The organism is Lagierella sp. (assembly GCF_029983815.1).
Lineage (GTDB): Bacteria > Bacillota > Clostridia > Tissierellales > Peptoniphilaceae > Mediannikoviicoccus.
Genome location: NZ_JASBYU010000016.1, coordinates 1 through 22,400, shown reverse-complemented (window position 1 = coordinate 22,400; position 22,400 = coordinate 1). Strand labels below are relative to the sequence as shown.

18 protein-coding genes are annotated in these 22,400 nt (G+C 33.6%); 3 read left to right on the top strand and 15 right to left on the bottom strand.

Annotation, left to right across the window (positions count from 1 at the left end; all coding sequences use genetic code 11):
- Positions 1 to 326: 326 nt before the first annotated feature.
- From recR to Q1K37_RS06810, 4 genes are all read right to left on the bottom strand, one after another.
- The gene (recR, locus tag Q1K37_RS06825) at positions 327 to 926 is read right to left on the bottom strand and encodes a recombination mediator RecR (RefSeq protein ID WP_300410758.1); all 600 of its coding nucleotides are present in this window, start codon (positions 924 to 926) and stop codon (positions 327 to 329) included.
- An 8-nt stretch (positions 927 to 934) separates the two neighbouring features.
- Positions 935 to 1,279, bottom strand: coding sequence for a YbaB/EbfC family nucleoid-associated protein (locus Q1K37_RS06820; RefSeq protein WP_300410757.1), 345 nt, complete (start codon positions 1,277 to 1,279; stop codon positions 935 to 937).
- Between the two features lie 9 nt (positions 1,280 to 1,288).
- Positions 1,289 to 2,926: a DNA polymerase III subunit gamma/tau gene (dnaX, locus tag Q1K37_RS06815; protein WP_300410755.1), complete on the bottom strand. Its 1,638-nt coding sequence runs from the start codon at positions 2,924 to 2,926 to the stop codon at positions 1,289 to 1,291.
- 151 nt (positions 2,927 to 3,077) lie between these two features.
- Positions 3,078 to 4,718, bottom strand: a complete 1,641-nt coding sequence (locus Q1K37_RS06810) for an ABC transporter ATP-binding protein (RefSeq protein ID WP_300410753.1) — start codon at positions 4,716 to 4,718, stop codon at positions 3,078 to 3,080.
- A 270-nt stretch (positions 4,719 to 4,988) separates the two neighbouring features.
- On the opposite strand from Q1K37_RS06810, the gene Q1K37_RS06805 reads away from it, so the two are divergent.
- Positions 4,989 to 5,846, top strand: a complete 858-nt coding sequence (locus tag Q1K37_RS06805) for a helix-turn-helix transcriptional regulator (protein WP_300410751.1) — start codon at positions 4,989 to 4,991, stop codon at positions 5,844 to 5,846.
- 31 nt (positions 5,847 to 5,877) lie between these two features.
- On the opposite strand, the gene Q1K37_RS06800 is transcribed toward Q1K37_RS06805, so the two are convergent.
- From Q1K37_RS06800 to Q1K37_RS06780, 5 genes are all read right to left on the bottom strand, one after another.
- The gene (locus Q1K37_RS06800) at positions 5,878 to 7,491 is read right to left on the bottom strand and encodes a hypothetical protein (RefSeq protein WP_300410750.1); all 1,614 of its coding nucleotides are present in this window, start codon (positions 7,489 to 7,491) and stop codon (positions 5,878 to 5,880) included.
- 60 nt (positions 7,492 to 7,551) lie between these two features.
- Positions 7,552 to 8,574, bottom strand: a complete 1,023-nt coding sequence (locus Q1K37_RS06795) for a PTS sugar transporter subunit IIC (protein ID WP_300410749.1) — start codon at positions 8,572 to 8,574, stop codon at positions 7,552 to 7,554.
- 170 nt (positions 8,575 to 8,744) lie between these two features.
- Positions 8,745 to 8,960: a hypothetical protein gene (locus tag Q1K37_RS06790; protein WP_300410748.1), complete on the bottom strand. Its 216-nt coding sequence runs from the start codon at positions 8,958 to 8,960 to the stop codon at positions 8,745 to 8,747.
- Positions 8,961 to 9,079: 119 nt separating this feature from the next.
- Positions 9,080 to 10,123 (bottom strand): ribonucleotide-diphosphate reductase subunit beta, encoded by a 1,044-nt coding sequence (locus Q1K37_RS06785; protein WP_300410746.1) that lies wholly within the window; start codon positions 10,121 to 10,123, stop codon positions 9,080 to 9,082.
- Positions 10,124 to 10,132: 9 nt separating this feature from the next.
- Positions 10,133 to 12,649: a ribonucleoside-diphosphate reductase subunit alpha gene (locus Q1K37_RS06780; protein ID WP_300410744.1), complete on the bottom strand. Its 2,517-nt coding sequence runs from the start codon at positions 12,647 to 12,649 to the stop codon at positions 10,133 to 10,135.
- A 219-nt stretch (positions 12,650 to 12,868) separates the two neighbouring features.
- On the opposite strand from Q1K37_RS06780, the gene Q1K37_RS06775 reads away from it, so the two are divergent.
- Positions 12,869 to 13,891 (top strand): aldo/keto reductase, encoded by a 1,023-nt coding sequence (locus tag Q1K37_RS06775; RefSeq protein WP_300410743.1) that lies wholly within the window; start codon positions 12,869 to 12,871, stop codon positions 13,889 to 13,891.
- A gap of 74 nt (positions 13,892 to 13,965) precedes the next feature.
- Here Q1K37_RS06775 and Q1K37_RS06770 read toward each other — a convergent pair whose 3' ends face one another.
- On the bottom strand, positions 13,966 to 15,612 hold the full coding sequence (locus Q1K37_RS06770; protein WP_300410741.1) for an ABC transporter ATP-binding protein: 1,647 nt from the start codon (positions 15,610 to 15,612) through the stop codon (positions 13,966 to 13,968).
- Between the two features lie 11 nt (positions 15,613 to 15,623).
- A complete protein-coding gene (locus Q1K37_RS06765) occupies positions 15,624 to 16,922 on the bottom strand; it encodes a radical SAM protein (protein ID WP_300410739.1) in 1,299 nt (432 codons plus the stop codon).
- 928 nt (positions 16,923 to 17,850) lie between these two features.
- Here Q1K37_RS06765 and Q1K37_RS06760 point away from each other — a divergent pair.
- Positions 17,851 to 19,812 carry a fructose-1,6-bisphosphatase gene (locus Q1K37_RS06760; protein WP_300410737.1) on the top strand — a complete coding sequence of 654 codons (1,962 nt, stop codon included), beginning with the start codon at positions 17,851 to 17,853 and terminating at the stop codon, positions 19,810 to 19,812.
- Positions 19,813 to 19,909: 97 nt separating this feature from the next.
- Here Q1K37_RS06760 and Q1K37_RS06755 read toward each other — a convergent pair whose 3' ends face one another.
- The 4 genes from Q1K37_RS06755 to Q1K37_RS06740 form a co-directional block, all read right to left on the bottom strand.
- Positions 19,910 to 20,881 (bottom strand): hypothetical protein, encoded by a 972-nt coding sequence (locus tag Q1K37_RS06755; RefSeq protein ID WP_300410736.1) that lies wholly within the window; start codon positions 20,879 to 20,881, stop codon positions 19,910 to 19,912.
- 28 nt (positions 20,882 to 20,909) lie between these two features.
- Entirely contained in the window at positions 20,910 to 21,317 is a 408-nt protein-coding gene (locus Q1K37_RS06750) for a hypothetical protein (protein WP_300410735.1), read from the bottom strand.
- Positions 21,318 to 21,334: 17 nt separating this feature from the next.
- Positions 21,335 to 21,514 (bottom strand): hypothetical protein, encoded by a 180-nt coding sequence (locus Q1K37_RS06745; protein WP_300410733.1) that lies wholly within the window; start codon positions 21,512 to 21,514, stop codon positions 21,335 to 21,337.
- A 76-nt stretch (positions 21,515 to 21,590) separates the two neighbouring features.
- Positions 21,591 to 22,259 (bottom strand): hypothetical protein, encoded by a 669-nt coding sequence (locus tag Q1K37_RS06740; protein ID WP_300410731.1) that lies wholly within the window; start codon positions 22,257 to 22,259, stop codon positions 21,591 to 21,593.
- Positions 22,260 to 22,400 lie beyond the last annotated feature (141 nt).

The following is a 22,400-nucleotide window of genomic DNA, read 5'->3' as shown; positions in this document are numbered from 1 at the left end:
AGATCAATTAAATAGATGATACTTTAATCATAAACCTTTTCCTAGTTTCCTAGATCATAGCAACCCGTGAAATGATCTTTAAAAGCAAATATCAACTAAGTACTAAAAAAATACCTCTACCATTTATTACACAATTAATGAATTCTCTTGAATCTTTCAATTTTTAACAGATTTCCTTTTGATATGTAAATATATATCATTTCTAAATATTTTTGTCAACCATCTTTACGTTTTCCTAATATTTTCCTCTTATTTGTTACTTTATCGTGATAAATTCTAGTTTTACTAATACACCCTATTACATATTGGATATTACAAAAGAGAGACTAAATCTCCCGTCTCTCCTCTATTGCTCTATATATTGACATTTCATCAAAATAGTCCAAACTCACCCCAATCGGTATTCCCTGGGCTATTTTACTTATCTTTATATCGTATGGCCTTAGGATTTCAGATATAAGATTTGAAGTAAACTCTCCATCTGTAGTAGATGATAGGGAAAGTATTACCTCTTTGACTTCTCCCGTCTTTACCCTGTCTATCAAAGTGTCGATATTAAGTTCTTCTGGTCCCACTTCATTTCTTGGAGAAGCAAGTCCTCCAAGAACATGATATAGTCCCCTATATTCCCTTGCCTTTTCCAAAGAGATTATGTTGGAACTGTCTTCCACCACTATTATTGTAGACCTATCTCTATTTTCATCACTACAGATGCTACAAACCTCTTCATCGGTTATGTTACCACAAACTCTACAAGGTTTTATCTTCTCTTTTACCGCCAGGAGAGCTTGAGCCAAACTTTCAACATCCCCTTCGTCCATCTCCACAATTTTAAAAGCCAAACGTCTGGCAGATTTTCTGCCAATAGTAGGAAGAGATGACAGTTTTAGTATCAACTCTTCCATGGATTTTGGATATAATGCCATTTAATCACCTAAAACAATCCCGGAATATTCATACCTCCGGTAAATTTACCCATAGACTTTTCAGTCTCTTCATTCACTTGGTTCAAAGCGTCGTTTACTGCAACCATCAGCAAGTCCTGTAGCATCTCCACATCCTCTGGATCAACCACCTCTGGGTCAAGTTTTACGCCGACAACTTCCCTTTTCCCATTAACAGTAACCTCAATACTTCCACCACCTGCAGATGCCGTAAATTCCGTTTCCTCAATTTTTTCTTGAGCCTCTTGCATATCCTTTTGCATCTTTTGCATCTGTTTCATCATATTGTTCATATTAGGCATTCCGCCCCTTTGAAATCCACCTTTTCTTGCCATCGTATCCTCCTATATTATATCTATTTTATCTTCACCAAAGACTTCCTTTAGTTTTTTTAAACTCTTTTGTCTTCTCTCCTTCGCCAGGTCCTCATAGTCGCTTTCCAGTCCAATAAAGGTTTCAAAGTCATCGCCTAGAACCTTCTTCACCGCCTGGTCCACCACATCCCTTTGTTTAAAGACCAGTTCCATTCGGGCATCCCTAGTTCTAAAAAGTATGGACACCCTGTCTTTATCCACAAACTTATGGGTCGCAGAGTTCACAAAGTTATTTAACATCTTACCAGGAATATTATCCAAAATCTCATCCCAATTATCAATCTCTTTGTATTTAATAGGGTCTTCTGAAGCTTCTTCTAAAGTTTCATCACTAGTATTGGACTCTTCCTGAAAATCCTCATCTTCTTTTATTTCCTCTATGGAATCATAAACTTGCGGCTTAGAAGTTTCTACAGTTTTTTCTCTATTATCATTTACATAAACTGGTCTATTTTTTAACTCAACTACCTTTTTCTCTAAAGCCTCAACCTTGTCCATTAGGTATTTTATTTTAGAACTTTCCTCCTTAGGCTCATAGTAGTCTATTAACCTTCCAATTAAAAGTTCCCCTAAGATAGTTGGATTTTGTGTGTTTTTTAGCTTTATATCATATTCTAACAAAATATTTAAACTTTCCACAATTCTATTGGTTGAAGCCTTTTCAGACTGACCCTGTAATAGCTTTTTGTACCCGTCGGTTTCTTCCACAAAGTCTAAAAGACCCTCCTTAGTATATAGCAGGTTTCTAAAGTGAACCTGCAAATCTTTAAATATACCACCTATTACCTTGTCCTTTGTCAAGTCTCTAAATATTTTCAAAGACTTGCCATAGTCGTCTTCCAATAACTTGTCCACCAAATAAAAAATCTTTCGCTTATCAGCAAGTCCCAAATCAACTATTAGATCTTCAATGGTAATCTCTTTTTTACCCAGTGACAAAACCCTGTCCAAGTTGCTAAGGGCGTCTCTCATTGCCCCATCGGCTTCATTTGCCAGTTCAAAAAGAGACTCATCGTCAATACGAACCCCTAAGTCATCTGTTATCATCTTTATATTTTCAATGATATACTTAGAGTCCATCCTATTGAACTCAAACCTTTGACAACGTGAGAGAATTGTCTGAGGAATCTTTTCAATTTCAGTAGTAGCTAAAATAAAAACAAGATGCTTTGGAGGCTCCTCCATAATCTTTAAAAGGGCATTGAAACCCTCGTTGGTAATCATATGGGCCTCGTCTATGATATAGACCTTGTACTTTAAATTAGCCGGAGGAAAAATAACCTTATCCCTTAAATTTCTAATGTCTTCTATTCGCCTATTGGAAGCAGCATCCATCTCCACAATGTCAAAACTCTCCTCACTTAAAATCCTCTTACAGTTTTCACATTTATTACAAGGAGAACCATCCTGTGGATTTAAACAGTTGATTGCCCTTGCCAAAATCTTGGCACAACTGGTCTTTCCAGTACCTCTAGTTCCTGAAAAGATATAGGCATGGGATATTAAATTGTTTTTAACCTGGTTTTTTAAAACTTGAGTAACCTGATCCTGACCTAGTACTTGGTCAAAGGTCTTTGGTCTATACTCTCTATAAATCGCCTTTCTCATAACTCCTCCACATAGATTTTATTATAACATATGCTGTGGTCAAGTTGAAAATTGTGGTCTTCAGTAAGGTACGAAAGAAAATATCCTATCGGTTAAATTTAACTTCTCACAATATAATAAAGAGGGCCGAAGCCCTCTTGACATTAACTTTTTACTTTTCATTTGCAAAATACTTTAGTTCTTCAAATCTACCACTTTCAATTATCTCCCCTTCCCTTAAAACGTATATCCTGTCATACTGTCTTAAGATTTCAGGGTCAATCCTATGTGTAATGACTAGAACCGTTTGAGGAAGGCCCAATAAAAGTTTTTCAATATTCCTTGCATTGACTTTATCAAGGGCAGAAGTAGCTTCATCCATTACAATAAATTGGGAGTCCTTTATTAGACATCTGGCAATGGATACCCTTTGTTTTTCTCCGCCAGAAAGTCCGACACCATATTCTCCAAGCAAAGTATTGACCCCGTCTTTTAGACCCTGAACCACAGGAACAAGTCCTGCATCTTCAATGGCCTTATTGACTTTAGCCTCATCGGCATTGGAATAGAGGGCAATATTTTCCTTTAAAGTGTCATTAAATAAAAATACATCTTGAGAAACAGGAGAAACCTTTTTATAAAAGTCCTCAATCGAAATACTATTGTAGTCATTGTTATCCACATGGATTTCTCCAGAATAGTCCCTTAACCTCTTTAGGAGAATCTTTGCCAAAGTCGATTTCCCAGAACCAGACTCTCCAACTACAGCAATCTTCTCTCCTCTATTGATATCCATATTCAAATTCGAAAGCACCTTCTTGTCTCCATAGCTAAAGGAAAGGTCTCTAATTTCAATATTGTCCTTTAAGTTAAAGTTTTTAGTTCCCTTATCTTCCCACTTTAACTTTAAAAACTCATCATTTTCTAAAATCTTACCTTCAATCCCCTTCATCTGTCCCCAAAATTGTGGAATCATTTGAATGGGAATGGAAACATAATTAAAGATTTGAGTGATTGCCATCATCAGACCAATAGTTAAATACCCTTTGATTACTAAGCCTGCGTTAATAAGTTCCATGGCCATAAAAACACCCACACTTACCATGCCCGCCATATTGTTTACAAAAATCTGATAGGAGTTGGCGTTGTACCTAACTTTTTCATTGATTTCATTTTCTTTTTTTGCAAGTTTCTTGACCTTAGACTCGATATGAAATGCTTTTATAATGTCAAAACCTTCAGTAATTTCCTTAATTTTAGAAATATAGTACTCATTTTGTTTAACAGACGTAGATCTCTTTTCTTTGTTTTTCTTTCCTAAAAGCTTTGGAACAACTAGTGGTAACCAGGAAAGTCCAAGAACTATCAAGACAATCATCTTTTTCATATAAAATATTGCACAGAGAGAACCTACAAAAAATATCACATTTTTCAAAATTAAAAGATAGGGTCTAACGTATAATTGCTCTACCTCTGTTGCACTATGGGTAACTAAATTTAAAACTTCTGAAGAAGTTCTTCCACTATCGGTGTCTATGTATTTGTTCAGCAGCCTATTCTTATATTCCTTTATAATGTCAATAGTAGTTTTTTCCATTGTAGTCTCACTAATAATCGTTAAAATAGCCCTACCTGCAGTTATTATGACCGCAAAAAAGATAACATGAGAAAATTTCAAGGTGCTGTCGCCACTTACAATGTCGAAAACGATTTTAAAAAGAAAAGACCAAGCTATTTCTCCAATAATTTCCCCAGCAAAGGCTAAACCACAGAGAAAAAGACTGACTTTTTTTGATTTGATTATTTCTTTCATATTCCACCTCTTATTTATTATTGTAATAACGTTTTGTAATCATACCATATTCACTTTACGAAGAAAAAATTTCCAATAGTTTTTCCTTAAGTAAAGCAAATTTAGAATCATCAATATTATTATAACAATCTACCCCCCCCATGTCATCACATTACAATGATATAAACTCTTAAAATTCCACGAGATTTTCTACTTTATTCCAATTATATGACCTAAATCCCTATTTTTATGTTATTATAATGATACAAGCATAGAAAAGGGGACAACAATATGAAAAAATTAAGTCAAAACAAACTCAAGGAAATCGCTTTAAGAAAAATCTCCTATGATGAGGTTGCAGAAAACTCCTCTCTTTCAAAAAACACCATCAATAGCCTTGTCAATGGTCAAAACTTTAATCCCACTTTAGAAACTTTAACTAAACTATCCTTTTCCTGTGGTCAAGACTGTGTCAGACTTTGTCAAAAGAACAACTACTTTAACAACACCGAAGTTAAAAAAATTAGTCGCTACATATATATGGATAAACGATATCACTCTGAAAGTTGTTTAAAGAAGTTAAAGGAAAAGACCAAAAAGTTAGTTCAATTAAAAGACCCTTCCCTTTTTCCAATCATCAAGTACAACGAAAGGTATATAAGACTATTTTCCTTTTACTTGAAGTTTTTAAAACATGAAATTTTCAACTACTCTGAATTTAAGAAAGCCTTTAACCGCCTCTATAATTTTAGTTTTTACGACCCTGAAAAGGTATCTAGCAATTATTTTACAAGGGAAAAAATTTACTTTGCCTGTCTTTTACTCTGCAGAAAAAGGCAGTTTGACAGAGCTATTCCCATATTACTAAATATAATCGACTCGACGATAAAGGATTATTATTATTTGGCAAGTCTTATATCCCTTTCAAAGGTCTATATGAACTTGGGAAACTTTGAAAAGTCTATAAAGCTTTGTAATGAAGGCTTAGAAATCTGTGTAGAAAATGACTATGCCTTTGATCTGGTTGAACTATTTAAGATTCGAGAACACTGTGTCATCTCTTCAAGCATGTGCACCGACGAGTGCTTTTATGATGATAAGAGATTTGAAAGTGTAAATGTAAATAGCTCCCTTTTTCCTAGAAGATAGTACTTCACAAGGGAGCTTTTAATTACTTTTATCATTTTTTAAATAACCTTTTGAAAAATCCCTTTTTTAAGGGTAATTTCACTTTAAATTTTCCTTTTAAATCCTCTGGAAGTTTTTTGAGGTAGAGGTTAAATTTTTCTTTTTCTCCTGCAATCCTATAGCTATTTGCCATAATAAAATTGTATAGTTCTTTCCCCATAACCAGGTCTTGAAAGTCTATGTTCTCCATTTCCCTTAAAGTTTTCAGTGTCATCTCTCCATTGTTATAGGCATCAATATATCTTTTATAAAAATCGATTGTTAGATTGTCTTGGAACATATCCAGCTCTTCGATCTTTTTTATAGCCTTTGTAAAGTCGAAGGGCTTGTTTTTTAATATCTCTTCTCCCAATAGTTCTCCCACTCGAATAACCTCTGTAGAGTAGTCAAATCCGTATTCTTTTAGGCTGTAGTAGTCGTCAGTATACTTTCTATTGCAACAATTTTTATAGTAGTTATAGCGTTTGAGATAGAACTCTTCTGCAACATCCTTTGAAATATTGGGGTTTTGAAAGTTAAGTCTCGGCAGGTTTACTATTTCTTCATATTCCTGTGCGGATACATTTTCATAGGGAATAATAGGCACTTTTGATACAATGTAGGAAACAACTTCCTTTGGCAGCAACCTGTAGTTTTTCCTAAGGTAGTCGAGGGCATCTTGTTTCAACTGAGGATTTTGCAATATCAAATCGAATCTTAGGGCTTCCTTCCAGTTTTTTAAATCATATGAAAAGTCCCTTCTTCTTATAATGTCCTTTAATGTAACAGGAATACTAACATAGCCTTTTAAAACTCCTTCTTGTCTCAAATAGTCTATTAAATTGTCGGAAAGATATTCATAAATTCTTGAAATATATCTCTTTTCTACAGAAACTAAAGGATTTTTTTCGTTGCTTCCAAGCCATATGTCATAGGCCCTATCAAAGTCCTTACTCTTATAATATAGATAGCCTTTGAGAAAATTGGAGAAGTACTTAGGTAGATGTTCTCTGCTTATATCTTCAAAGATCTCATCAGATACCTCTGTCCTTTCGAGAAGTTGTAGGAATTTTTTATAAAATTTGTCATTTGGAAAGTTCCATCGCTGGATAAAATCTTCCAAATAAGACAATTCCTCTTCTTTACATAGGGCTTTAAGTGCCAAGAAGGAACCCTTAAACCCAAGAAGGTCCCAGTCCTTGTGGTTTAGCTTTGATGCTTGGGAAAGTTTCGCCTCATAATCTTCAAAGTTTAACGAACCCTTCTTAAGTAAAAAGTAAATTTCTGAACGAAGTCTGTAAAAGTCCAACTTTTCTCTATTGGATAGACCTTCAATGTCATATACCTTTAAATCTGGCAGAGAAGCTATCTCCTGTTTTCCATTACCCTCTTTAAAAATGTTGAAGTTTTCAACTAGGTATAGTAGTACATCCTTTGGGATTGAAGGAAAGTATAAAATTATAAATTTTTCCAAGGTCTTTTCTATGTTTTTTCTCAACACCAAGGACATCTCCATGTAAAGCTCATGGTAGTTTTCCCAGTATTTTTTTGAAGACATGTCTATAAAGTCCTTAGAAATATTTAGCTGTTTAATACTAATGTTTTTCTCTTCTCTTTGTGAGTCCATTTAAAAATCACCTATTTTCTAACCCTATCAATCTTCTTTTATAAAATCATAAGTCTTTATTTAGTCGATAAAAAGTTTTAAATCTCCGTCTTTTATAAGCCCTTTCTTTTTCAAAACCATATAAGTAATATAACTTAAAACCGCTGGAAGTACAATGTGTAAAAGTAGGATTGCCGTAAAAATGTAGGAATTGGAATATTTTGTTGCCATTGCGTTAAAGGTTCCAATCTGACCAACAAGTCCACTCGTCCCCATCCCGGAACCTAGAGGTGTGTTCTCCATTTTGAAAAACACAGTTGCAATTGGTCCAAGTATTATGGATGAAACCACCGATGGAAACAGTATTTTAGGATTTTTCACGATATTGGGCATTTGTAACATGGAGGTCCCTACACCTTGTGCAAAGAAACCTTCCAATCCGTTTTCCTTTAGAGAGATTACCGCAAATCCAATCATATGACAACAACAGCCTACCGTTGCAGCCCCTCCTGCAAGTCCACTTAGGGAAAGCATCATACAAAGGGCTGCTGAGGAAATTGGCAAGGTTAACACAATTCCAACAATTGCAGATACTATCATTCCCATGATAAAGGGTCTCGTGGTGGTAGCAAACATAATAAACTCTCCTATTTTAACCATTGCATAGTCAATTGAAGGGCCGATAAAATTTGCAACAAAAATTCCACAAAGCACCGTTACAACAGGAGTCACAATGATGTCTATCTTGGTTTCTCCTGAAACCACTTTACCCAGTTCCACAGCAATGACCGTAGATATGTAGACACCTACTGGTCCACCAAGCTTGTAACCTGCAACTCCAACCAAAGTGGAGGCAAACATAACTAGGTTTGGGGCCTTTAAAGCATAGGCTATGGCCACAGCTATGGCAGGTCCTGTAGCCTCTTGTGCAATGGGCCATAGGGTTTCACTTAGAAAGGGAATGTTAAATTCCAGACCAATGGTATTTAGTATGGTCCCAACTAATAATGATGCAAATAAGCCATAGGCCATGGCACCCATGGCTGTTACAAAGTAGGTCTTTGTCGAAAAATCGATATTCCTCCTTTTTAAAAAACTATTCATAATTCACCTCAACATAATTACTTATATTGTATTATATCATTAAAAACTCATGTTGAGGTTATAGCTGTTTTAATTTAATTATTTAATGTTCCAATCTTAATAATCACGATTTTTGTAAGTCTTTGCCTCATATTAAAACAGCCGGCTATAAACCGACTGTTTTATGTCTCTTATCGTTGTTTCTCTTTGTTCTTCATATCAAAAATATAGTCCAAGAAGTATAAGGTTAAAAGCAACACCACTACTCTTATTATCATCCCAGTAATGTCGAATTCTTCAAGGCTTTTTCCCCTTAATAGCTCTATAACTCTAAATACTAAACCTATTCCAAGGTAAATAAATAGAACTTTAGAAGACCTCTTTGAGAGTTTTAGTTTTTCTAACATAGCTACACCCCCCAAGATATTTGTCAAAACAACTTTAGCATAACTATGTTAAATACATATTAAACTGAGGACTAAAATATAAAAATCTGTTGCAGCAAAGCCACAACAGATCTTATCATTTATAGATCGTCTTCGATTACTGAGGACTTGGAGTAGGCTGAAACCTTTCCTTCAAAGAAGTCAGTCTTTACAAAGTTAGGGTCGGAGTACTCACTTACCCAAGTCATAGACTCTGGCTCCTTGTCATGACCATCGTAGATCTTTCCAAGACCAACCGCCTTACACCTAAGGTTGCCAAGATATTTTAGATAATCTGTAATCATGTCCATGGTAAGTCCTTGGATGGAGTCTCCAATGGCATACTTCGCCCAGTTTATCTCCTCTTCAACTCCCCTTTTAATCATATCCTTAAAGAAGGACAGATTTTCCTCTGTGAAGACTTCTGGCTCTTCCTTTCTAAGCTCTTGAATAATATTTCTAAATAGCCATAGATGGGAGTTTTCATCTCGGTTGATATATCTAATTTCCTGTACAGTTCCTGGCATCTTTCCAATCCTTCCAAGGGAATAGAAGAACATAAATCCAGAGTAGAAGTAGATTCCCTCAAGAATGAAATTTGCAAAACAGGTCTTAACCAGGTTGAACACAGTTCTATTTTCATAGAAGTCGTTGTACTGGTCTCCAATAAACTTATTTCTTTCAAGAAGTCTTGGGTCGTCCTTCCACTGATATAGTATTTCGTCCCTTTGTTCTGGAGAACATACAGTATCCAAAATATAGGAGTAGGACTGGGAGTGGACTGCCTCTTGATAAGTCTGAATGTTTAGACATAGATTTACCTCGTTGGCAGTTATAAACTCGGACAGGTTTGGAAGATTTGCTGTCTGTAAAGAGTCTAAAAATACCAAAAATGAAAGTATCTTGTCATAGGCTCTCTTTTCTTCTTCCTTTAAAACCCTATAGTCCTTAACATCCTGATTTAGATTAATTTCCTCTGGAATCCAGAAGTTGTTCATTGCCAAACGGTACCAATCACTAACCCATGGATATTTGATATTGTTAAAGTCATTAAGGTTTGTCGTGTTTCCGTTAATCATTCTTCGCTTTGAAAGTTCAATATCGCCATGTTCATTGAACAAAGCCTTTCTCTTTAATTCACTCATCTAAGCCTCCTATGCTGAACATGAATCACATTCGTCAACTTCAAGGGATTTGTTTCTAACATAGTAAATGGTCTTAACTTCCTCTTCACAGGCCTGTATATAGAGTCCAAGTAATGTAGACATCTTATATTCAGATGTTATATATATATTTACAGACTGGGCTTGGTCAATATGCCTTTGTCTTGCACCTGCAGCCCTAACCACCCAATTTCCATCAATTTCATGGGCGTTTTCATAGAACCAAAAGTTGCTTGGACTTAGCTCCGGGGCAACCCTTGGAAGGATTTGTCCCTTCTTTTCTTCAAGGAAGTACCTCATCATGACAGGATCCACAGATGCAGTAGTCCCCGCGATAATTGAAGTAGATCCCGTTGGGGCCACCGCCATCAAGTAACCATTTCTCATACCCTTTGTAGAAATATCCCCTCTTAATTTATTCCATCTGTCAGAATTGTAACCTCTTTTTTCAAAATAATCTCCATTTTCCCAGTCGGATCCTTCAAAGTATGGATAAGACCCCTTTTCTTCACTAATCATACAGCTTGCCTTAACGGCGTAGTAATTAATGTCTTCATGGAGCTTATCCGCCCACTTGATATGTTCCTCACTGGAGAACATCACACCGCTTTTTACCATGGCATGGTGGTATCCACTAGTACCAAGGCCGATGGAGCGGTACTTTTTATTGGTGATTTTAGCATATTCAACAGGGTAGTAGTTTAAGTCAATAACATTGTCTAAGGCTCTAACAACCGTTGTGACAACATCTTCCAGCTCCCTATCAAGTTCAATATTTCCTAGAACTAAAGAGGCCAGGTTACAAACCACAAAGTCTCCAGGTTTGGTCTTCTCCACTACGATTTCTTCCCCATCAACTTCAATTACTTCCGTTGACACAGCCTCTATGGCAGAGGTGTTTTGGCAGATTTCAGTACAAAGATTTGAAGAGTAAATCATTCCCTTGTGACCATTTGGATTGTACTTATTTACAGCATCCCTATTAAATACAAATGGAGTTCCTGTTTCAATTACTGACTTCAATATTAATCTTACCATATCCTTAACAGACATAACACGTTTTTCAAGACGAGGATCCTTTATGCAGTCGTGGTATCTTTTTACCCATTCATCCCCATAGAAGTCCTCCAAGCTATAGCCCTTTACAGTCTTTACCTCGTGGGGACAGAACATATACCAGTTGGCATTGATGTCATCTCGAGCCAATTCCCAGAAGTAATTTGGATAACAAACTGCAGGGAACACATCATGAGCTTTCATTCTGTCATCTCCATTGTTGGTTTTTAATTGTAAAAACTCTGGAACATCCCTATGCCATATATCCAGGTATACAGCACAAGCCCCCTGTCTAACGCCCAATTGGTCAACGGCTACAGCGGTGTCATTTGCAAGTTTAATCCATCTTAAAACTCCACCGGCAACCCCTTTAAAACCTCTTATGTCAGAGCCTATAGCCCTCACCTTGCCAAAGTAAAGTCCCATTCCTCCACCATGCTTTGAAACTTGGGAGAAGTTAGTTATGGAACGGTAAATCCCATCTAAAGAGTCCTCCACAGTATCTATAAAGCAACTGGAAAGTTGATGGTATGGCTTTCTTGCATTGGACATGGTGGGTGTTGCCATGGTAACTTGTAGTTTTGACAAGATATCATAAAACTTCTTAGCATAATGAACCTTCTTTTTTTCCTTCATGGCAAGGTGCATCGCTATGCCCATAAACATCTCTTGAATTCTCTCTAGAATTACCCCTTCACCAGACCTGATTAGGTATCTAGACTTTACAAGGTCAAGGCCAGAAAAGTTAAATCTATGGTTTCTTTCCTTGTCCATATACTCTTCAAGACTATTTACTTCATCTTCACTATAATTTTCTAAAATATACTTTCCGTATAGTCCTTGCTTTGTCAAATACATTATCTTTTCATAGAAATTGTCAATTCCTATCTTTTCTTCTTCCTCTTTTATCTTGTTTTCTATACTATAGGCCAAAAACCTAGCAGAAACATATTCCCAGCGTGGCGCCTCCTTGGAAGTAAGTTCAGAAGAAGCCTTAACCAACACATCCAAATGCTCCTGAGGAGTCATGTCCTTGGATAAAAAGGAGGAGAATTTATTGAACAAAAACTGTAAATCGTACACATCCTCCTTAAAGTCCTCCTGAACCCCCTTCATGATTTCAAGAACTTCCTCGCCAAAATAGTCCCCAAAATCTTCAAGGGTCTTTCTCATCCTATGATGCCCCGCCCTATATAGAATGTAGGATTTTACAACCTCAATATATTTGTTTTCAATTAACACAATTTCAACTAGGTCTTGCACCTCCTCCACTGTGATAATATGGCTTTTGGAAAAATTTGACTCAATCTTTTCACAAACTTGATTTGCCATCTCTTCAAGCTTCTCTCGGTCAATAGGTTTTGAAACAGAAATAAAAGCTTTTTGCATTGCTATTATTATCTTTTCTTTATTAAAATCGACTATTGCTCCACTTCTCTTCTTTATTTTCATTATCTATCTCCTACTATATATTGTATGTTTTTTTGAACTACACCTTAAGTATACCCAATATGTAGGATTTAGACAAATCTAATAATCTTTGGAAAAAGTCACTTAAATCCGCTATTTTTAGGGAAAAAAGATTGAAAATATGATATATTGATAGAAGAAAGAGTTTGAAATTTTACAAAGTTTTAAACTTTCTTCTAATATTTGAAAGGAGTGCCATCTTTGGTAAAAACAATGGAAAAGAGAATATTAGGTAAAACGGGATATGAAGTTTCCATAGTAGGTTTTGGAGGAATTCCCATACAAAACGTCTCTAGGGACAAAGCTATAGAACTTTTAAAGCTTTCCTTAGAAAAGGGAATCAACTTTATAGACACTGCAAGAGGATACAATGACAGCGAAAAGCTTATTGGAGAAGCGTTACAAGTAGTGGGTCGAGAAAACTTTTTCTTGGCCACAAAGTCAATGAACAGAACCTATGAGGGGGTTCTGGGAGAACTTGCTACCAGTCTAAACAATTTAAAAGTAGACTACATAGATTTATTTCAATTTCATAACGTAAGCAAGAAAAAAGACATGGAACTTATTATGGGTGAGAACGGTGCATTAAAAGCTATTAAGGAGATGCAAAAAAAGGGAATCGTTAAGGAGATTGGCGTAACCAGTCACAACGCCGACATCTTAAGTGAACTTATGGAGACAGATGAGTTTTCAACTATACAATTTCCCTATAACTTTGTGGAAACCCAAGGAGAAAAACTATTTGAAAGGGCCAATGAAAAAAACATCGGAGTGTTAGTTATGAAACCCTTGGCAGGAGGAGCCATACCAAAGGGAAAAGAGTGTTTAAAGTTTGTATTAAATAATCCCAATGTAACCATAGCCATTCCAGGAATGGACAGTGAAGAAGAAATAATCGAAAACTGCAAAGTTGGAGAAAAACTAGCACCATTAACACCAGAAGAAGTGTTAGATTTAGATAGTTTTACAAAAGGGTTGGGAAGGTACTTCTGTAGAAGATGCGGATACTGCGCACCATGTACCGTAGGAATCGACATACCTTCAAACTTTCTTATGGAAGGCTACTACACAAGATATGATTTAAAAGACTGGGCATTGTCAAGATACAATAGCTTTTATAAAAAAGCTTCTGACTGCATCGAATGTGGAATTTGTGAAAAGAGATGCCCTTACAATCTTCCAATAATAAAAATGCTTAAAAATGTTGCAAAAGTACTAGAATAAACAGATATATCCAGCATCCATAAATGTGGACGCTGGATATTTGCTTAAGAACTTGGGTGATGTTGGGTATTTACCTACAATACAATTTTTTCTACCAATTCTCCTGTACCGCCTTCAAGCTTTAATATCTTATTCGCAAGTTTTAATGGGTATTGTCTGTGGGTAATCAGAATAACAATTTTATCTTTCCTGTCTAAATTTCCTATGCTATTTACAATTTCTTTTTCACTTTCCAAGTCTAGTGAAGATGTAAATTCATCCAAAAAAATTAAATTTGCACGTTTAAATAATACCCTTGCTAACGCAATTCTCTGTTTTTCTCCTCCAGAAAGATTTTTTCCTCCTCCAAAAATCTTAGAATGTAAACCACCTTTATTTTTGATTATATTGTTTAAATTTGAATGGGAAATTATTGAATTCAAATTTGGTTTTTGTGCATCAAAAACTATATTATCCTCTATTGAACCCGTAAAAATAAATGGTTCCTGTTCCAAAACAGCAACTTCATCATAAAAAGTAGTTTTGTCAATTTCTTTAAGTTCTATTCCATTTACTTTGATACTTCCCTTGTATTCATCCCAAATTTTTAAAAGGATTTCAATTAAGGTGGATTTCCCCGAACCTGAAGGACCAACCACCGCTAAAATATCTCCTTTATTTAAAGAAAAATCAATCGACTCTAAAATTTGATCTTCTCCATTATAAGAAAATTGAAGATTTTTTACTTCTATAGACTCTATAGAATCAACTTTTATTCCATGAGACTCTTCTTCTTCAGTCTCTAAGAATTCTAACACCCTATCACTCATACCCAATGAAACATTTATTAAAGTATACCAATCTACAAGATTTGACATTGGTTCGTACAAAAATCCTAGATAAGTGTAAAACGCAAATAGATAACCTATCTCCAGTTCCCCTTTACTAACTAGAACAACTCCATATAACAAAACCGAGATTGGCAACAGATTTTTTACTATCATATTTACACCATAAGAAAGCGCTGTATATAGCTTTATCTTTTTTTCAGTTGAACTATAGTCTTTGATTTCGTTGTTGAATTTGTTTTGAAAATATTCTTCATTTCTATTTATTTTGATGTCAAAGATTCCGTCTAAATATTCTTTGATCAATTCAGATAGTTCCGAAAACTGTCTTCTCTCAGATTTAGACTTTTCCCTGATTCCCTTATCTAAGAAATGAAATAGCATAACAAAGACCGGTACCGCTATCAACGGTATAAGAGCTAATTTTACATTCATATAAAGCATAAATCCAAAAACAACTAAAAGGTTTGCCACATTTAATATTAAAACTGGAAAACCTACACATATATCATTAGCTATAGTGGAAGAGTCTAGAAGGATTCTAGTTGAAAAATCCTCTTGTTTCATTCTGTAATATGAAATATCTTTATTCAAAGCCGCTTTTAGAGTTAACCCTCTAAAGTAATTAATAAATTCTACAGCGTACATATGCCAATTACAATACTGCAATGACTCAAGTAATGCAGCTACTATTGCGACAACTCCAGCTTTCCATCCAAAGTCAATAATCTCCTTTACAGGATTGCTGGAATTTATCATGTTGACCAATTCTCCTATTAGAAAAGGAAGGAAACAATTTATAATCATGGATATTGAACTTAGAATAATTATAGATAGTCTTCTCTTCTTGTAAGGACCTATGTAGGAGAGGAGTTTTAAATATTTTTTGAACATACAACCATTCCTCATTTAATTATTTTTTCATCTTTAAGATATGACAAAAATTCGGTAATTTCATTTCGAGGGACGCTCTTAAACTCAGGGTTTTCTATACAATCTTTCCAGGATGTAATTTCTCTCAAGTATATGGATTTTACCAGATTGTATGCATTTGAGTTTAATTCTAAGGTAGTATTAGTATTTATATGATGTATATGATATTTACCATCACTATTTGCAAATCTTATTGCTCCACGAGAAATTTCAAGATTATTATATAACGTACGATTCATTCTTTTATATGACTCTCTGCATTCTAAATTTTCTGAATATGCTATCTCAAGAGGGCAAGGAATACATGATTTTTTAAAATGTAAACAATTTATACATGGTTCTGTTTTGTTATATTCTTCACTTTCTAATTTTTCAAAGATTTGTGAAAAACTTTTATCGTGCCATGCATATTTAAAATCTTTTTCAACAATATTTAAATCATTTTCTTGTAGTTTTGCATTTCTAATACCATCACAAGAAAAACAATTCCCTCTATTATCTATAAATACAAAATCCAGCCCTGCTCCGCAACCATGTTTAACGTTAGGTAAATTTCCATTTTCTATTATATTAAAAGCATCAATAGTTAACTGCCTAACAAATTTAGGAATTATTTTCAATTCAGTACTACTTTCCTTCAATTTTTGATCAATACATTTTAAAACTTCCCATTTTTGATTATAGCTTAACCCCATATTTTCCCCTTGGGCATTGCCAATTTCTACTAATTCAAGTAAAGTTAATTCTGAAATCTCATTAAAAATACAAAATTCTATTATTTCTTTAATATGTTTGTAATTTAATTTTGACACTACTGTATTTATCGTTATTTTCGGTTTCTTTTCTGTAAATTTATTAATTTCATCAATTGATTTTTTTATTTTCCTAAATACTCTTTTACCTCTAATTTGATCATTAATTTTTTCATTTGGTCCTTCAAGACTTATAGTTATGCAATCTAAATATTTAAGATTTTTCAATTTATTTAGCAATTCACCTTTTAGTTTTAAACAGTTTGTATTAAATCCAAAATGTATCTGATTTTCATTTAAATATTTACAAATATCAAAGAAATCAGTTCTCACTGTAGGTTCTCCTCCTAGAAAATGAATATAGTCTATTTCAACCTCATTTGAAATGGAATCAATGATGTCCAAAATTTCATTATAAGTGAGCTCTTCTTTTGATTTATTCAAAAAATCACCATTAATGCAGTGTCTGCAATTTAAGTTACATTTATAAGTAATATCCCATTTTACCGTTATTCCCATTTCTATCTCCTTTGGTTCTATTTATATTTTTATCTTAATAGGTCCTATATGTTTAAAATTTTTTGAATTATTCGTTATTCTTAGTTTAATATTTGCAAACCTTTAAATTAATATTCGTTGTATTTTCCTTGATTTAAATAATAGACTTATCGTCAATATCTTTACATGGTTTACTTCTTATCTGTTTTTTTATTTATCATAATTATTAATTCGGTTTCTTCTGTATTTATATTATGTTATTTTAATCATTCCTATTAATAGCCTGCTATATATTACTACGACATGTATAATTTGCAAAATACAATATTAATATTGAGACGAGATACAACTCTGTCAAGCACAATTACAAAATTACTTTGTTATTATAAAGAAATTCCAAACGCATTAAATGATAAATAAATCTATCCGCTTTTTAATAAATCGTGTCTGCTTTTGCATTTTTACAAAGACCTTCCACTAACTTTTACGGTTATAACTGTAAAAAGTATAAATTTTGTCAAAAACACTAAGAGTAATATTCTTTAATTAAGTTTCACTGGAAAGAGTTGTATCATTCCCAATATACATTTTTTGATTAAGTTTCATCATTGATCAAAAACATTCGTCCAATTTTCCAACTTTACTTTTTCTTACAATGATTATTTCCTAAGCAATAATCTGCAACATTTGAATTGCCATAATTTCTTTCTACTTTCTTAAATTTCATTTCAAATCCCTCCTTTTTATATGTTATAACTTCTTTGAGAAGCTATATTAACTATAGCCAATTACATCTTTCCTTTGCAATCGTTTTTATGACTATAACACAGATTTTTTTATTTGTCAAATTTTAATTTTCTAATTGTTTTTTCATCTATCCTATTATTTTATTGAATAAAGCTTTATTTTATTCGTCTTTTTCTATATCATATAGTAAGGAGGAAGAAGAATGGACTATAAAAAATATTTGAATCAACTTTCCAAGGAATACCCCACTGTTGAAGATACCATCAGTGAAATTGTTAAGTTAAAGGCTTTATCGGTACTTCCTAAAGAGACGGAGTATTTCCTTTCTGACTTACACGGGGAATATGCTGCTTTTACTAGAATTTTAAAATCTGCTTCTGGAAATACCAGACAAAAGATTTCCCAAAAGTTTAAATATCAAATGTCGGAAGACGAGATGAACGAGCTTGCAAACCTCATCTATGAACCGGAAAACTTTCTTACTTTAAAAATAAAGTCTGGAAAGTTTACCAACGACTGGATTAGAGCTACTATTTTTAGACTGTTAGACTTATTGAAGATGGTCACTTCTAAGTATGCTAGAAGTAAGGTTCGAAGAAAGATGCCCCGCGTCTATAAAGAGTTAATTGACGAAATGTTAAACATTGACTATGTAGAATTGAATAAGCAGGAATATTTTGATACTATTGTGGACACTATAATAAACATCCACGCTTCTAGGGAGATAATTACGACCCTTTGTCATATTATTCAGGATATTTCTGTAGATACCCTGCATATTGTCGGAGATATTTTTGATCGGGGTCCACGACCTGATATTATAATGGACGTTTTGATGGAGCATCAAAATGTGGATATACAATGGGGAAACCACGATATTATTTGGATGGGTGCAGCTTTAGGTTGCCGTGCATTGGTTTGCAATGTCGTTAGAATTGCCCTTGGTTACAACAACTTTGACTCTCTAGAAGATGGTTATGGAATAAACCTTAGACCTCTCTACTCCTATGCCATCGACGTTTATAAGGACGACCCTTGTGAACAGTTCATGCCAAAGGTTGTGGATGAAAATAAGTACTATTCTATCAACAAATATGCAACAGCCAAAATGCATAAGGCCATATCAATTATTCAGTTTAAATTGGAAGGCCAAATCATCGATAGAAATCCAGAGTTTAATATGGAGAGAAGAAAGTGTTTAAGTTATGTGGATTTTGAGAAGGGAACTTTTAGAGCAGAAGATGATAAGGACTATCCTATGAAGGACACCAACCTGCCTACAGTTGACCCTAAAGACCCCTTTAAGCTTACACAAAGAGAAACTGAGGTCTTGGAAGCTTTAAACACATCCTTTAGACATAGTTTTCGAATGCAGGAACATTTAAAATTCCTCTTGGACAAGGGATCTGTTTATAAGGTTACAAATAGAAACCTACTTTATCATGGATGTGTTCCTATGAATGAAGATGGTTCCTTTAGAATTTTAAAATATGATAATGAATACTATGGTGGAAAGTCATTGATGGACTTTTTTGATAAAAAGGCAAGGGAGGCTTCATACATTCCTCGTTCTTACTATTCAAAGGACAGAGAAAAGGTGCTAGACCTATATTGGTACATGTGGTGCGGTCCAATTTCTCCGCTATTTGGAAAGCATAAGATGTCTACCTTTGAAAACTTCTTTATTGGAAGAAAACTTCCTATAAGCAAAGAGATTTCCGACCCTTACTTCACCTTGAGTAAACAAGAGGAGCATGTGGATAGGATTATTGAAGAGTTTGGGCTAGACCCAAGTTGTGGTCATATAATAAATGGTCATATTCCAGTTAAATATAAAGACGGTCAAAAGCCAATTTCTGCAAATGGAAAGATGTATGTAATCGACGGAGGAATTTCAAAGGCATACCAACCTACGACAGGTATTGCGGGTTACACTTTAATGTACAATTCCCATTATCTGGCTTTGGCAGAACATAGCAACTATGAAGTGATGCAGTCGGTTCACGGGGCCTATACTCCAAAGCTATATATTACAGAGAGATTTCCTCAAAGGCTTTTGGTAAAGGACACCGACGATGGCCCAGAAATCGAAGAAAAGATTAAAGATTTATCCAATCTTTTAGATGCCTATAAACAGGGCACCATTAAAGAAAATAGAAAATAAAACAATACAATCCGACCTATGAAATTGAACTTGTAGGTCGGATTTTTATTAGTTTATCATCTTTGTAAAAAGGAGATTATAAATTTAACGGAATATTTCAGGAGTGATTAACAATTTCCTCCTTCTTGTTATACTTCAAGTAAAACTCATATATTATTCTTATCATCATAAAAAGCCCCATGAACTTTCCCATCAATATAATATGTTCCTTTAAAACAAAGTTATCTGGGTGGAAGTCTCTTATGAAAAAATAGGTAATGATTCTAACTAGAAAGACAAGTACTAAACTTGCTAAGTACTCATATATATTTATCTTTGCTAGTATTCCATATAAGAGAACAACTCCAAAGATTATTGGTGCCATTGTTACAATAGGTCTGGTATTATCTGCAAAAGAATAAATCAAATCCTTATTTTCAATGAAAAAGTTTGAAAAGTTCACATCATTTGACATAGGAGTAAAGTTTTGGTTTATGACCAACTTTGTCCAATTACTATATTCATGGATGGTAATGGTGATAGTTACAAATACTAATAATATTATCCCTAGATACCAAATCATCCTTCTAGCTTTAATACTTAGTTTAAATTTAGCATGTACTTTATCTCTTAAGCGCTTTAAGTAAATGTTGTATAAAACTTTTAACACACTGAACCCCAGGATTAATCTTAACAGTGCTTTTGTTTGCCCAGTTAATACAAAATCCAGTGTATTAAAATCTCGAATTAGGAAAAACATAAAAATATTCAATAACAAAACTATTCCCATGCTTATAAAATATTCCAGAGTCGGGAACTTTACAAGTATTCCATATATAGACAAGACACACAATAAGATAAATGTTGGAATAAAAAATTGTATTCCATACATTCCAATCGATAGCATAAAGCTTGCATTGTTTAAAAAGAAATTTGATAATTCATCCTCATGTAACTTCAGCTTACTTAAAGTCATTGGAAAGCTAAAAAATTGTGCATTTTGTCCATAGTACTCCCCTATAGTTATTATGAAAACCATTGCCAGTAATATAAATAGTCCAATGTACCAAATAATTCTCTTTGTTTTCATTCTTTTTTCAACTCCTAAAAATATAAAATCATAAACCATCGTTGTAAGATGCAGTTACCCTTGGAAAGATAGCAGGGCTATAAGAATTGTATAAAAACTCTGCTACCATTGTATAACTTGCACTATAGTTTACAGAGTAATCATTAAGTTTATATGATTTTGTCGTAACATTTGTGATATACGGCTTAAAAGTTGAACCAAAATTTACTGAAGTAAATAATGAACAAATAGGTTTTCCTACAGATACTACCTTTTTAGTGTTTCTATCAAAGTAAAATGTTCCACTAATTTTTACTGCCCATTCTTTGGTTATATCAGGATAATTAGTTGATGTCTTAATTGTTGGTATGATTCTTGATGAATTTTTAGCAATCGTTGTGCTAAAAGGAGATGAGTTCTCTTCAAACCAACTTAATATTAAATTATTCTTAACCAATAATTCTACAATTTCTGTTAATCTATTAGATTCATATAGATTTTTAATTTTATATCAAATTTAAATGTTACATTTTCTCCACTCAGCTTTTCTATACATCTTTTCGGAGTTTGAAGATAATTTTTTATTAGGATTTGAACTTCAGAATTATCTAATTGTATATTGGGATTTTCATTAATAATGTTGTCGTTTGCCAAAGATGAATCCATCGTATGGCAAAGAAAAATAATTAGCATTAGTATTGTGAATTTTATTTTAATTTTCATGTTGAACCTACTTTCCTATATAAGTTATTTGATGGTAACCAAAATCTAATTCTTTAAATAAAAATCCATCTGAAACAGAAGATTTAAACCTAAATCTTCCTGTAAAACTACAAGAATAATCATTTATTTTGTTAGCAAAAGTTGTAACATCTGTCAATATTGGTTTAAAATTTTCTAAACCAGTATACTTCAGTTCTTTGATTGTATAACTTTTAATGGAAATTACTGGATTAGAATATGTGGTAATTTTCCGAGTATTTATATCATAATAAAAAGTACCCTTCAATCTCATCCACCAACTAGCTACAACATTACTATTACCCACCGCTGAATTTGCATAATATTTTTCAAAAGAAGTCGTTTTTGCTTTTGATGAACTAAGTGAAGACGAATTACTAAACACTCCTAAACTTAAAGAATTGTCATTTAAAAATAAATTTAAGTCATTTATATTCCCATTCTTATAAATATTTGCAATTTTTGATAAGTGAAATCTGGTCACATCTATATCTTCTTCAGTAAAAATTATTAATTCATTTAATTTAAACGTTGATTTGAGTTCCTCAAATTGAATTATTTCGTCATTTACTTTGCTTGTTTCATTTGCTTTTATATAAGTAGGAATCATAAGAGAAAAAAGAAATATAAAAACAAATGTCAATTGTAATTTTTTCATAAATACCTCCTAAAAATTATTATTTTATACTATGAAAACACAACTTACAATCAATAATTATAATTAACTAAGTCGCACCTTATTTCTGTCAAGTCCATAATATTGTGTAAATTAATCTAGTACAATATTTAATCTATCATT